13 protein-coding genes are annotated in these 13228 nt (G+C 68.8%); 7 read left to right on the top strand and 6 right to left on the bottom strand.

Going from position 1 to position 13228, the window contains the following annotated elements; all coding sequences use genetic code 11:
- The first annotated feature begins 18 nt into the window (after nucleotides 1–18).
- The 4 genes from AB4Z48_RS00840 to AB4Z48_RS00855 all read left to right on the top strand — a co-directional run bounded on the left by AB4Z48_RS00840 (nucleotide 19) and on the right by AB4Z48_RS00855 (nucleotide 4471).
- Nucleotides 19–864, top strand: a complete 846-nt coding sequence (locus AB4Z48_RS00840; RefSeq protein ID WP_441611927.1) for an aldo/keto reductase — start codon at nucleotides 19–21, stop codon at nucleotides 862–864.
- A 348-nt stretch (nucleotides 865–1212) separates the two neighbouring features.
- The gene (locus AB4Z48_RS00845; protein ID WP_441611928.1) at nucleotides 1213–2676 is read left to right on the top strand and encodes a PQQ-dependent sugar dehydrogenase; all 1464 of its coding nucleotides are present in this window, start codon (nucleotides 1213–1215) and stop codon (nucleotides 2674–2676) included.
- A 274-nt stretch (nucleotides 2677–2950) separates the two neighbouring features.
- On the top strand, nucleotides 2951–4069 hold the full coding sequence (locus tag AB4Z48_RS00850) for a cytochrome P450 (protein ID WP_441611929.1): 1119 nt from the start codon (nucleotides 2951–2953) through the stop codon (nucleotides 4067–4069).
- 45 nt (nucleotides 4070–4114) lie between these two features.
- Complete coding sequence (locus tag AB4Z48_RS00855) at nucleotides 4115–4471, top strand: antibiotic biosynthesis monooxygenase family protein (RefSeq protein ID WP_441611930.1); 357 nt, start codon at nucleotides 4115–4117, stop codon at nucleotides 4469–4471.
- A 27-nt stretch (nucleotides 4472–4498) separates the two neighbouring features.
- On the opposite strand, the gene AB4Z48_RS00860 is transcribed toward AB4Z48_RS00855, so the two are convergent.
- From AB4Z48_RS00860 to AB4Z48_RS00875, 4 genes are all read right to left on the bottom strand, one after another.
- On the bottom strand, nucleotides 4499–5413 hold the full coding sequence (locus tag AB4Z48_RS00860; protein ID WP_441611931.1) for a serine/threonine dehydratase family protein: 915 nt from the start codon (nucleotides 5411–5413) through the stop codon (nucleotides 4499–4501).
- A 108-nt stretch (nucleotides 5414–5521) separates the two neighbouring features.
- Nucleotides 5522–6148 (bottom strand): LysE family translocator, encoded by a 627-nt coding sequence (locus tag AB4Z48_RS00865; protein WP_441611932.1) that lies wholly within the window; start codon nucleotides 6146–6148, stop codon nucleotides 5522–5524.
- Nucleotides 6149–6491: 343 nt separating this feature from the next.
- Nucleotides 6492–6689, bottom strand: a complete 198-nt coding sequence (locus AB4Z48_RS00870; RefSeq protein ID WP_441611933.1) for a hypothetical protein — start codon at nucleotides 6687–6689, stop codon at nucleotides 6492–6494.
- On the bottom strand, nucleotides 6686–7510 hold the full coding sequence (locus tag AB4Z48_RS00875; protein WP_441611934.1) for a prolipoprotein diacylglyceryl transferase family protein: 825 nt from the start codon (nucleotides 7508–7510) through the stop codon (nucleotides 6686–6688). Before AB4Z48_RS00875 ends, AB4Z48_RS00870 begins: the two co-directional genes overlap by 4 nt.
- Before the next feature lie 314 nt (nucleotides 7511–7824).
- Between AB4Z48_RS00875 and AB4Z48_RS00880 the strand changes: the two genes are divergently transcribed.
- On the top strand, nucleotides 7825–8940 hold the full coding sequence (locus AB4Z48_RS00880; RefSeq protein WP_441611935.1) for an extracellular catalytic domain type 1 short-chain-length polyhydroxyalkanoate depolymerase: 1116 nt from the start codon (nucleotides 7825–7827) through the stop codon (nucleotides 8938–8940).
- Here AB4Z48_RS00880 and AB4Z48_RS00885 read toward each other — a convergent pair.
- Nucleotides 8873–9223: a 2Fe-2S iron-sulfur cluster-binding protein gene (locus tag AB4Z48_RS00885; protein ID WP_441611936.1), complete on the bottom strand. Its 351-nt coding sequence runs from the start codon at nucleotides 9221–9223 to the stop codon at nucleotides 8873–8875. The two genes, AB4Z48_RS00880 and AB4Z48_RS00885, sit on opposite strands and share 68 nt — an antisense overlap.
- Nucleotides 9220–9831 carry an IMPACT family protein gene (locus AB4Z48_RS00890; RefSeq protein ID WP_441611937.1) on the bottom strand — a complete coding sequence of 204 codons (612 nt, stop codon included), beginning with the start codon at nucleotides 9829–9831 and terminating at the stop codon, nucleotides 9220–9222. Before AB4Z48_RS00890 ends, AB4Z48_RS00885 begins: the two co-directional genes overlap by 4 nt.
- A 300-nt stretch (nucleotides 9832–10131) precedes the next feature.
- Between AB4Z48_RS00890 and AB4Z48_RS00895 the strand changes: the two genes are divergently transcribed.
- Nucleotides 10132–12135, top strand: coding sequence for a PhoX family protein (locus AB4Z48_RS00895; RefSeq protein ID WP_441611938.1), 2004 nt, complete (start codon nucleotides 10132–10134; stop codon nucleotides 12133–12135).
- A 182-nt stretch (nucleotides 12136–12317) separates the two neighbouring features.
- Entirely contained in the window at nucleotides 12318–12935 is a 618-nt protein-coding gene (locus AB4Z48_RS00900) for a DUF938 domain-containing protein (protein WP_441611939.1), read from the top strand.
- Nucleotides 12936–13228: the final 293 nt, after the last annotated feature.

Below are 13228 nucleotides of genomic sequence, written 5' to 3' on the forward strand. Positions count from 1 at the left end.
CGACAAGATGGAGTTCCAATGGAACAGAACGGCGCAGCGCTCGCGGGCACGATAGACCTCGGTGACCTGACAGTCAATCGGCTGGGCTTCGGCGCAATGCGTCTGTGTGGCGATTCGGCCTGGGGAAGACCAAGGGATCGGGATCAGGCCCATCGAGTCCTGCGTCGAGCGATCGAGCTTGGCGTGAACTTCATTGACACTGCGGATAGCTACGGTCCGGAGGCCAATGAGTCATTGATCGCGCAGGCCTTGTATCCCTATCCTCCGGACCTGGTCATCGGTACGAAAGGTGGCTTGGTGCGACCGGCTCGTCGAACCTGGGTCCGGGACGGACGCCCCGACCATTTGCGGACTGCGGTTGACGGCAGCTTGCAGCGCTTGCGGCTGGAGCGCATCGATTTGTATCAGCTCCACGCCCCCGATCCGAACGTGCCATTTGCCGAGTCGGTAGGCGCCCTGGCCGATCTGCAGCGCACAGGAAAAATCCGCCATATCGGTATTTCGAACGTTACCGTCGCGCAGCTCAGTCTGGCACGCAGCATCACGCCCATCGTGTCGGTCCAGAACGCGTACAACCTGAGAGACCAGACCAGCGAGGACGTCCTCACCGCATGCGAGCGCCTCGGGATTGCCTTTCTGCCCTGGTATCCGCTGGGTGGCAAGCGAGGGCTACGGGCGCTCAAGGTGAAGCAGGTCGCCACGCGTCGCGGGCTCACGCACGCCGCATTGTCTATTGCGTGGCTGCTCGCCAAGTCACCCGTCATGCTGCCCATCCCCGGCACGCAATCCATCAGTCACCTTGAGGAAAATGTGAACGCAGCAGGCCTCAGGCTGGCGCCAGAAGACTGCGACGATTTGAGATGAAGTGGCGCTGAAGGTTGCGAGTGGTCGCGCGTGGCGTCATGCCGAAGGGGCCCGGGCTAACCTGCGCCCGTATGTGAGGCCCATATGTGCGGCCTAAGGGGGGCTGTAGTGGCCGAATCCTTGCGTGCCGCTACGTGGAGGCGCACGCTGGCGATGCGCGGATTGCCGGCGGCACGCCACACCTTCGCCCGGGCGCCAGGCCCGGCGACAATGTCCGGCAGCTGGCGCCGCGGCGAGTTTTCTACCGCGGCTTGTAAAGCCTGCCGGCGCTGCCGGGCCCCCGGCAGGGGGCAAGGGCTTGCCGCCCGCCCGCGATCCCATTGCCGCAGACCATGACGGGAGCCAGCCATGATAGCCACACTCCGACATACCCTGTGCCGCCTGCTCGGCGCCTGCAGCCTTTTCCTTGCCGCATGCGGCGGTGGCGGCGACGGTGCGGTGAGTGTCAGCGGCGGCGGAACCGGCACGCTCTCGGTCGTCATATCGGGGCTGCCGGCCGGGATTCCCGCCAATGTGACGGTCACCGGCCCCGGCGGCTACCGGCAGACGCTGGGCGTATCGACGACCCTGGCGAACCTGGTGGCGGGCACCTATACCGTGACCGCAGCCAACGTCCTGACGAGTTCCGCGTCGTACCGGCCACAATTGCCCGTCCAGACGATTGCGGTGGCGCCAGGCACCGCGCCGGTGGCCGGCGTGATCTACGGTCCGCCCGTGGATCTCCGGCTGGCCCTGAACGAAGTGGCAGGCGGCCTCCAGTCGCCGGTATTCCTGACGGCGCCGGGCGGCGACGCGCGGGTCTTCGTGGTCGAACGTCCCGGACGCATCCGTATCGTGCGCAACGGCGCGCTGTCCGCCACGCCATTCCTGGATATCGGCGCGCTGACCACCAACGATGGCGAGCGCGGCCTGCTTTCCATGGCATTCGATCCGGGCTATGCCACCAATGGGCGTTTCTATGTCTACTACACTGATCTGAACGGTGCCATCACCATCGCCCGCTACGGCGTCTCCGCCGGCAACCCGGACCTCGCCGATGCGGCCGGTACTGTGGTGCTGGCGATCCCGCACAGCGCTTTCAACAATCACAATGGCGGCCAGCTCGCGTTCGGGCCGGACGGCATGCTCTATATCGGCACCGGGGACGGTGGTGGGACGGGCGATCCATCGGGCAATGCCCAGAACCCGAATGTGCTGCTCGGCAAGATGCTGCGCATCGATGTCAGTGGCGCGGGCGGGCAGCCGTACACCATGCCGTCGACCAATCCGTTCGCCGGTGGGGCCGGCGGTCGCGGCGAGATCTGGGCGCTGGGGCTGCGCAACCCCTGGCGGTTCTCGTTCGATACGACGGGGCTGATCTATATCGCCGATGTGGGACAGGACCAGCGCGAAGAGATCGACGTGGCCCCTGCCTCCAGCGCCGGGCTGAACTACGGCTGGAATCGTACCGAGGGCGTCCTGTGCGAGGGAGCGAAGCCCTGCAACACGGCGGGCCTGACGCTGCCGGTGTCCGACTACGCGCACAGCGCCGGCGACTGTGCGATCGTCGGCGGCTATGTGTATCGCGGCAGCGCGATTCCGGAGTTGCAGGGACGCTATTTCTATTCCGACCTCTGCGCCGGCAAATTGCTCAGCCTCATGTACCGCGACGGCGCTGTGACCGAGCAAGTCGACTGGCAGGTCACGGCCGGCGGCAGCGTGCTCTCGTTCGGCCAGGATGCCGCGCAGGAGTTGTATGTGCTGGCCGATCCGGCCACCTCGGCCACCAGTGGCAAGGTGTATCGGGTCGAGCGGGCCGCGGCGACGCCGTGACCGCCGCGCCGCCGGTGTCGTCGCGACCAAAGCGAAGCGGACCACGCGCCGCCCCGCGCGCGCAAGGCGGCCCGGCGCCCGGCCGGCTCCCCGGGGCGCATCCGGCATTTCCTGCATTGCATAGTTCAGGCCACGATGAACCATCGTGATGCGCGCGGGTAGCACACTAGGCCAAAGCTGCCGTGACACCGGCGCTTGCCGCGCGACGCGTGCAAGCACGTCCGCGGCATGCGCCCGACGCCAACTTCGCTCCCTTGCCCCCATGCATCCATCCATGCCGTCCGATCCCCTCGCCGCCGTGACCGCTCCTGATCCCGCGGCCTACTATCGCGCCCTCGCCGCGCAGCGACCGTTCTATCGCGACGAAGCGCTCGGGCTGTGGGTCGCGGCTGGCGCGGCGGAGGTCGCGGCGGTGCTGGCGCATCCCGCCTGCCGTGTACGTCCGCCAGCGCAGCCGGTGCCGCCGGCGCTGGTGGGCAGCGCTGCCGGCGTGCTGTTCGGTGGCCTCGTGCGCATGAACGATGCCGCATGGCAGGCGCCGCTCAAGGATGTGCTGCGCAAGCATCTGGCTGGCCTGGATCCGGGCGGCATGCGCGCCCGCGTGGCGGCGCTCGCGCAGGCGCTGCCGTTCGATGCCGCGCAGGCAGGAGCCGCGGTCAACCACTGGATGTTCGCGCTGCCGGTGCTGGCGGTGGCCGATGCGCTGGGCATGGCGGTGGCCGGCGCGCCCGGCGAGGGCGCAGCGGTCGCCGGACAGGTGGCGGCCTTCGCGCGCGCGCTGTCGCCGCTGGCGACGCCGCAGGAGATTGCCGGCGGCAGCGATGCCGCGCAATCGCTGCAGGCCTGGATGCGCACGCAGTTGCCGGGCGCCGGTCGCCCGCTCGATGCGCTGGTGCGAGACGCGCAGGCCGCCGGCATTGCCCGGGATGTCATCGCGGCCAACGCCATCGGCCTGCTGATCCAGTCGTGCGAGGCCACTGCCGGGCTGGTCGGCAATATGCTGCTGTGGCTGGGACGCCGGCATGCCGGCGAGGCGGCGCAAGCCGCGGACCTGCGCGAGCTCGCCGCGCGCGTCTTGCGCGAAGATCCGCCGGTGCAGAACACGCGCCGCTTTCTCGCCGCCGATGCACGCCTGTGCGGCGCGGACCTCAAGGCCGGCGACGCCGTGCTGGTGGTGCTGGCCGCCGCATCGCTGGACGACAGCGTGGATGCGGGCTCGCCGCCCTGGACCTTCGGCCGCGGCCGCCACGCCTGCCCCGGCGACGCGCTCGCCACGGCGGTGGCGCAGGCCGTGGTGGAAGTGCTGCTGGCACGCGGCGCGCGCCCGGCGGCGCTGGCGCGCGCATCGCGCTACCGGCCTTCGCTCAACGCGCGCATTCCGCAATTCCTCTGACCCGGCCGCGCCGGGCCCGAACAACCCCCAAGCACACGCCACGCCATGATCGCAGTCATCTTCGAAGTCATACCGGCCGAAGGCCGGATGGACACCTACCTGAGCATCGCCGCGCAATTGCGCCCCACGCTGGAGGCCATCGACGGCTTCATTTCGGTGGAGCGCTTCCAGAGCCTGAGCGACCCCGGCAAGTTGCTGTCCTTGTCGTTCTTCCGCGACGAAGCCGCGGTCAAGGCCTGGCGCAATACCGAGGAGCACCGCCACGCGCAGTCGGCCGGGCGTGGCGGGGTGTTCGCGGGTTACCGCCTGCGCGTGGCGCAGGTGCTGCGCGACTACGGGCTCGACGAGCGCGACCAGGCGCCGGCGGACAGCCGCGCCGTGCATGCGCCCCTGCCGCGATGAGGCGCCCGGCTTGCATCGCGACCCGGCTCAGGACTGCGCCCAGCTCCGCAGGTTGTCGACGGTGGCCGTGACGCCGCCGCAGACCACCACCAGCACGTTCCTGAACGGCTCCAGTTCCGGCGCGCGCTCATAGGCCAGGGCCAGGCTGGCGCCGCACGCAGGTTCGACCAGGATGCGGTGGTCATCGAGAAAACGCTCGCACGCCGCGAGCGCCGAGCGGTCAGACACGACGGCACTGCGCACAGGATAGGCTTGCGTCAGCGAGAACGCCCGCTCGCAGACCTGCTTGGCGCCAAGCGAGGTGGCGATGCTGGTGATCGCTTCCAGCGTGACGCGCTTGCCGGCCTGCATCGATTGCGCCAGGGAGTCGGCGCCCCGGGTTTCCACCGCAATGACCGGCACGTCGCCCCACTGGTTGCGCTGCAGGCCTTCGATCACGCCGGACATGAGCCCGCCGCCGCCCACGGACAACACCACCGCGTCCGGCTTGAACGCCGTGCGCGCGATCTCGTCGACCAGGGTCGCGTGGCCGGCCCAGAGCAGGGGATCGTCGAAGGGGTGCAGGAATGCCTCCGTTTCGCCGATCATCGACAGCGCCAGCGTATTGGCCTCGTTCCAGCTGGCACCATGGACGATCACCTCGGCATTCTGCTGGCGGATCAGGTCCTTCGCGCGCGCCGTGGTGGATTCCGGAACCACCACCGTGACCGGGATCGAGAGGCAGCGCCCGGCGTAGGCAACGGCGATCCCGGCATTGCCGCCGGACGAGGAAATGAAGCGGCGCTTGCCGCGGCGCGCGTGTTCCTCGCAGGCGGCACCGATGCCGCGCAGCTTGAACGAGCCGGCAGGTTGCAAGGACTCGAGCTTGAGCCAGACGGAACGGCCCGCGGCCTGGCTCAAGGGAAAGGATTCGAGTAACGGGGTTTCGATATGCAGGGGCATCAGGAACGGTCCTGTGAAATCGGGGAATCGGGTCGGGTAGCGCCCGGCCCGGCTCGATATGGTATCGAAACGCGGCCGGCCACACACGAGATGCAGGTCAGATGCGGGTCACAGATGGGCCGTGGCCAGGCGCGCGGCGAGTCCGAGGAATACGATGCCGGCGAACCAGTTCAGCGCGCGTTGCGCGCGTGGCGAACGCAGCAGCAGGGCACCGAACATCGCCGAGAAGTAGGCGATCACCGAAAACACCAGCAGCGTGGCGACGATGAAGACCAGCCCCAGCAGCAGGATCTGCAGCGCGATGTGTCCATGGGCCGGCGCGACGAACTGCGGCAGGAACGCAAGGAAGAAGATGACCACCTTGGGGTTGGTGAGGTTCATCACCACCCCGCGCCGGTACATATGCCCGGCTCCCGTGCTGTCCGCGCCGCCGTCGGCCATGGCGCCGACCGGCGCGCGGAACGCTTGCCACGCGAGGTAAGCCAGGTACAGGGCGCCGACGATCTTCAGCGCCGCGAACGCGACCTCGGAAGCCGCGAACAGCGCGGCCAGGCCAAACGCCACCGCGGCGGTGTGCACCAGGAGCCCGGTGCACAGGCCAAGCACCACGACCATGCCCGCGCGCGGACCGCGCATCGCCGATTGCAGCAGCACGAAGACGTTATCCGGGCCGGGCGTGAGTCCAAGTATCACCGAGATGCCGAAGAACGGCAGCAGCGTTTCGATCGGGGGCATGTCTGGGACTCCTTTCGTTTCGTGTGTGAGGATTGCGCGTGAGCAACGCATATGTGGCCGGCATCAGCAAGCATGCGGCCGGGGCGTCGCGCCGGTGCCGAAGAACGACACGGGAATCGGACCACGGCTTTCGCGCATCATGAAGCTCCTCGAAACTGGCGGCGGCACTTGCGGGCTGGCGGGCCTTGGGTGCCGTCATCGATACGGGTACTGTAGGAGTCCGCACCCGCACCGCAAATGACCGCCGGTTTCATTAGCTTGCTCCATCGTCTCGATCGGAGGAGCACGCCGTGGCCGGGGCGCCCGGACGGGTGCGCATGCGGCCCGTGATGCACCCGTGCGCCTACTTCCCGGCGCCGCGCAGCAGCCTGCCTACCCGCGACAGGAGCCGGCTACCCACGGTGGTCGCCTCGGCGGCATGGCGCGCCGGCGTGGCGGGCGAGGCCTGCGCCTGTGTTTCCATGGCCTGCAGCGTCCAGCATGCGACCGCCGTGAATGCGCCCTGCTCGAGGGCGCGGCGGTCCGGGCGCGGTGTCTTCATTTCTGTTGCTCCTTGTTCGCCGCGGAAGCGGCCGGATAGTAATGGTGAAGCGCGTTCTCGAACGTCGCGCGGCTGAAGCCGCCCAGGTGCGTGCCCAGCAGATGCCCGCGCGCGTCATAGAAGAGCGTGGTCGGGTACCCGGTCACGCCCACGGCCTTGGCGACCTCGAGGTTGGCGTCGAACAGCAGGTTCCCGATCCGGACCTGGCTGTCCTCCAGGTAGCCCTGCACGAGCGGGCGCGGCTCGCCCTGGTTCACGAACACGATGTGCACCCAGGCATTGTCCGCCTGCGCCCTGGCCAGCACTGGCATCTCGGCACGGCATGGCGGGCACCAGGTCGCCCACAGGTTCACCACCATCGGCTTGCCGTCCGATCTTGCCAGCGGCTGGAACTGGCCCGCACTGTTGGCGAGCGAAACGGCGGGGACCATCTGCGGCGGGGCCGACAGGCTTGCCGCCGCGGTGGCGGCGCTCCAGGCGACCGTGCCCGCGGCCGCCGCGGCCAGCAGCGCCAGGCGCTGCGGCCTGCGCCGCAGGAGATACCAGGCGAGCATGCCCGCGCCGGCGAGTGCACCCGCGGGCAGGTCGAAGCCCAGGTCGCGGATGTCGAGCATGTCGGGAAGCTTGCCGCCATAGGCGGGCAGGTAGCGCATGACGAAGACCAGCCGCGCTGCCGCCAGCCCGACCAGCACGATGCGCAATATCGCGCCTTCGATGCTGTCCCGGTCCTTGGCGAGGCGGCGCCCGACCATCACTGCGGTGGCGACGCCAAGCGCCAGGATCAACGGTGCGACAGGGAGCACCAGGGGGCCGATCTTCATATTGCCTTCAAAGTCATGAGTGGAATGTCGGGTCGCCCGCCGCCTCGCGGCACACCGGTGCGGCAAGGCGCGCAGCGACACGCACGCAGTGTAGGGCGGCGGCAGTCGCGGGTGAACGCCCGCAAGGCTCACGAGTTTGCCCGATCGTCTCAGGTGCCGGTCGCCGGTGCCTGGCAAATGTGGACGACCCGCCGTGCGGGTGGCGCCGACATGGTCGGCGTGCGCGCAAAGGACCTGACAGGAACCGCTGGCGGGCCGCATACTACGGCGCATCTCCGCAACCCGTGGAAGAGAGGTCTCATGGCAGATCGCCGATGACACGCCGCCGGGCAAGCAGCGGCGCCACGCTCTGGAATACGCTGAGCAAGATCGCCACGCGCAATGTGCGGCGCGCGCAGCGCACCGTCACGCGCAGCGCCATCAAGTCGGCGGTCAGGCAGGGCGAAGCCATGAGCCAGGCCGCGCAGCGCGTGCTGAGCGGCGTCGCCTCGCCGGCGCCGGCGCCGGTCAGCCGCGGTGGCGGGCGCTGGGAGGAGGGCAGCGGGGGGCTGGGGCCGCTGGTGCAGCGCCGCTACCGCTTGTTCATCCCGTCCGGCGTGAGCGCGTCGCGGCCGGCACCCTTGCTGGTGTTGCTGCACGGCTGCGGCCAGGACTCGTCCAGCTTTGCCGCCTGCACGCGCGCCGCCGTGCTGGCGCGCAGCGCCCGCTGCGTGGTGCTGATGCCGGAGCAATCCTCCCACGCCAATGCGCAGCGCTGCTGGAACTGGTTCCGTTCGGCTGCGCGCGTGGCGGCGGAAGCCAGCCTGCTGATGGCCATCGTCGACCAGGTCTGCCAGCGGCGCCTGGTGCGCGCCGACCAGGTCTTCGCGCTGGGTTTGTCGGCGGGCGGCGCCATGGCGCAGACGCTGGGGTTGCGCTATCCGGACCGCTTCGCCGCGGTGGGCTCGCATTCCGGCGCGGTCGCGCTCAGCGCGGGCAATGCCGCGCAGGCGGCGCGGGTCATGCATGGCAAGGGCCATCCCGACATGCACGCCGCACGGTCGTCGCTGGCCGGCCGCCGCCCGCCACCCCTGCTGCTGCTGCACGGCGATGCCGATCACGTGGTGCATTTCGACAATGCGCTCGCGGCGGCCGCGCTATGGCAGCAACTGCTGCCGAAGGCGCCGGCGCTGGCCGCGCCGCGGCGCATCCAGCGCGGCCAGCGCCGGCCCTTCACCGTGTTCGCGTGGTCGGACGAGGGGCGGCCCTATCTCCGGCTGGTACGTATCGAGGGACTCGGGCACGCGTGGAGCGGCGGCGCGTCCGGCCAGGCCTTCAGCGATCCGTCCGGGCCCGACGCCTTGCGTATCGCCTGGCAGTTCTTCATGCAGTGCCTGGCGGCGCGGGGGCGGGTTCGTCCGGCTGCTGCCGGGCGAGCGGCGCTTGCATGACGACATCGCTTTCCGGGTAAGCCACGCAAGGCAGGATATAGCCCTCGTCGCGCTCGTCGAAGCTGACGCCGGGCCATTCGATGCGGTAGGCCACGTGTCCCGCGGAAAGCTGGCACAGGCAGGCGCGGCAGGTTCCGTTGCGGCAGGAACTGGGCAGCCGCAAGCCGGCCTGCAACGCGGACTGCAGCAGGGTTTGCGTGCCCGGCGCGGCGAACTCGTGGCCGAGCGGCTCCACGCGCGCCCGGAACACCGGTGCCTGCGTCATCGGCGGGCCTTCGCTCACGGCTGGTCCTCGCCGTGGCCGGCGTCGGGAAAGCGCGCGCGTCCGTGGGTGGCGTCGCGCAGCGCGACGCGCGCTGCGTCCACCTCGCTGGCCGGCAGGCGAATGGTGAGCCGGGCGGCGGCACCATGCTCGCCGTGCGCGAGCACGTGGCCGGCCTGTTCGATCCAGCGGCGCACGCGCGCCTCGTCGGCGTAGTCCACTTCCACCACCAGCGCGGCATAGGCAATGCGCTCGATGCGCTGCGCGTCCCTGAGCGCCACCGCGATGGCATCCGTATAGGCCCGCACCAGGCCGCCCGCCCCGAGCTTGATGCCGCCGTAGTAGCGCACCACGGCCGCCAGCACGCCTTCGAGTTCATGGTGGCGCAGGACCTCCAGGATGGGCCTGCCCGCGGTGCCGGACGGCTCGCCGTCATCGGACATTCCAGAATGTCCGCCGGCCAGCAGGGCCCAGCAGACATGGGTGGCGGTGGCATGCTCGGTGCGCAGGCGCTGCAGTTCGGCCATGGCCGCTTCGCGGTCGGCCACGGGGATGGCGTAGCCGATGAAGCGGCTCTTGCGGATTTCCAGTTCGGCCTGGAGGGGCGAGGCGAGGGTGTAGGTCGGCACGGATAAGGCCGCGCCATGCGGCGCGACGGCGGGCGGAAAGCTAAGGGACTGGGCTGCGGACTGCGAGCGTGCGTCAGTGTACCGCAGCGCGCGGGCCGGCCCTGTGCGCTGCCCGGTCGCGCCGCGGCAACGCGGGGCGGCGCCTGGATGTCTGCAAAGTAAGGCACTTTCAACATGCTGTCACAAATGGTTCATAGCATGCGACTCGGCCTGATCGCTGCGTGACGGTCCTCACCAATGCGCGGCATGGTGGCGCCACCGGCGCCGCCCATTCACTCACATAACAAACGGGAAAGAAGAATGCTCGACAAACCGGATGCTTCCCGCCGCAAGGCGCTCAAACTCCTGGCTGGCGCACCGATGTTGCCGCTGGGCATCGGCGCGACTGCCCTGCTGGTAGGTTGCGGCGGCGAGAGCGACGCAGTCGCCGCTCCGGCACCGGCACCCACGCCGGCCACGCCCGCGAGCTTCACCACCGCCGAGTTCACCGGCATGGCCGCGCCGAACCTGGCCAATCCGGCCGCGATGGCGACCACCACGGTCGGCTCAAGCCTGAAGGTGTCGTTCAGCGACGGCAGCAGCCAGGTCTACAAGCTGGCCTACCAGCCGTTCTTCATCACCGGAGACCAGGTGCCCGACGGCAACGGCGGCAAGATCCTGGCGGGCGGCTACTTCGACATCAACAACCAGCCGATCATCGACAAGTCGGTGGCCGGCAAGGAGCGCCAGTTCTTCTCCGACGCGCCCGACGGCACCTCGCTGCTGAAGATCGACGGCGCCAAGGTGGCGGGCGTAAAGGGCAACACGGTATTTGCCGTGGTCCAGTTCGAATACACCACGCGCAACCAGCTCGGCACCGATACCTACGGCCAACTGCCTTCGCCGATCGGCGTGCTGACGCTGGACCAGGACCCGGCCACCGGCAAGCTCACGCTGGTGAAGTACCACAACGTGGACACGTCGCCGGCCAACGGGCTGTGGATCACCTGCGGCGCCAGCCTGTCGCCGTGGAACACCCACCTTTCGAGCGAAGAGTACGAGCCGGATGCGTTCACCGCGGCCGCCAGCGCGCAGTTCCAGAAGTACAGCGAAAACCTGCTCGGCTACGCCGGCGCGCTGGCCAATCCGTACTTCTATGGCCACCTGCCCGAAGTCACGGTCAACCCGGACGGCACCGCCAGCATCAAGAAGCACTATTGCCTGGGCCGCATCTCGCACGAGCTGGTGCAGGTGATGCCGGACAACCGCACCGTGCTGATGGGCGACGACGCCACCAACAGCGGCCTGTTCATGTTCGTGGCGGACAAGGAGAAGGACCTCTCCGCCGGCACGTTGTACGTGGCCAAGGTAGGCACCGGCTTCTCCATCGATCCCGCCCAGCCGGGCGCCGACCTGACCTGGGTCAAGCTCGGCCATGCCACCAGCGCCGAAATCGAGGCCCTGGCCAAGTCGCACCGCCCGACGGACATCATGGACGTCAGCCTGACCGATCCGCTCCTGGCCGATCCGCTGAACACCGGCTACACCAAGATCTTCACGGGCGGCACCGCCAACTGGATCAAGATCAAGCCGGGCAAGGAAAAGGTCGCCGCGTTCCTGGAAACCCACCGCTATGCCTACCTGGCCGGCGGCAGCATGGGCTTTACCAAGATGGAAGGCACCACCGTCAACATCAAGGACAAGGTCGCCTACTCCGCGCTGCAGAACATCCAGGACTCGATGGTCAAGAACAACACGGCCAAGGGATGGAATGCGCAGAGCAATATCTCGGTCGATGTGGCGCTCAAGGCCGGCGGCGTGATGCAGCACAAGCTGGCCGGCGGCCAGAAGGACCTGGACGGCGCCGCGATCAACAGCGAATGGGTGCCGGTGCATACCCAGGCGCTGATCGTGGGCAAGGATATCGCCGCGGACGCGCTGGGCAATACGGCAGATCCGGAGACGATCGCCAACCCGGATAACCTGAAGTTCTCGGAAAAGCTGCGCACGCTGTTCATCGGCGAGGACAGCGGCCAGCACGTCAACAACTTCCTTTGGGCCTACAACGTAGACACCAAGAAGCTGAACCGCGTGCTGTCCACCCCGTCGGGTGCCGAGTCGACCGGCCTGCATGCGGTCGACGAGATCAACGGCTGGACCTATGTCATGAACAACTTCCAGCACGCCGGCGACTGGGGCGGCCTGCACGCCAAGGTGCAGGCCACGCTGGATCCGCTGGTGCGCGCCAACTACAAGGACCGCTTCGGCGCGGCCGTCGGTTACCTGACGGCAGACGCTACCAGCGTCAAGACCGCCAAGGCCTGAGCGCACTGACGCCGCGGCCGCCGGGCCGCGGCTTGCGGGTTGCCCGAAACGCCCCTGGCGAGAGATCGCCGGGGGCGTTTTGTCTTGTGCCGCGGCGCCTGCCTGCTACGCTTGCGGCAAACCGCCATGGGAAGCCCGCGCCCGGCCTTCCTGTGCGGACCCCGCAAAACAGGAGAAACAGCATGCCCAAGCAAGACGAGCCACTGCACGCACGCCGCATGGCGCCGGCCACCGACCGCAACCGCGACGCCATCCTGGATGTGCTGCGCCGCGTCCTGCCGTCCGGCGGCCTGGTGCTGGAGATCGCCAGCGGCACCGGCCAGCACGCCGCTTACTTCGCGGCTGCGCTGCCGGCGCTGACCTGGCAGCCGAGCGACCCGGAGCCGGCCGCGCGCGCCTCGATCGAGGGCTGGACCGCGCATGCCGGACTGGCCAACGTGTTGCCGCCGCTGGCACTGGACGTGCGCCGGCAGCCCTGGGGCATCGAAGCCGCGCAGGCGCTGGTCTGCATCAACATGGTCCATATCGCGCCGTGGGCGGCGGCCGAAGCGCTGTTCGCCGGCGCCGCGCGCCTGCTGCCGGCGGGCGGCGTGCTTTACCTCTATGGCCCCTATCGCCGCAATGGCGAACACACGGCCCCGAGCAATGCCGCCTTCGACGCGCAATTGCGCAGCGCGGACGCGCAATGGGGCGTGCGCGATATGGAAGATATAGTCGTGCTCGGGGAGGCGGCGGGCCTGCGCATGGACGATCCAATCCCGATGCCGGCGAACAATTTCAGCCTGGTATTTCGCAAATAAGGGATTGCCGGGAATGCGCTGCCGTGACCGCGGCTACGGCGAAAGGACTTCGCAAGCGGAAAAGGCGCGATAAGAAAGCCGGCAATGCCAGCGAAGACGCCGTGCGCCAATCAGGTGGCGGAAAGCGGAAGTCGGCGGGGAAAGCAGGGAGTAAGCGGCAGGGAGTAAACCGCGGGGAATTCAACTGAGGATTTCCGGCTGGCCGTGCAAGGCACCAGCCGGTTTGCACAAACGTGGTGCGGCGGAACGAAACGCGGCGCATGGCGCGGGACGCGGCACGGATACGCCGTGCG

The sequence above is a fragment of the Cupriavidus sp. 2TAF22 genome, from assembly GCF_052115045.1.
Lineage (GTDB): Bacteria > Pseudomonadota > Gammaproteobacteria > Burkholderiales > Burkholderiaceae > Cupriavidus.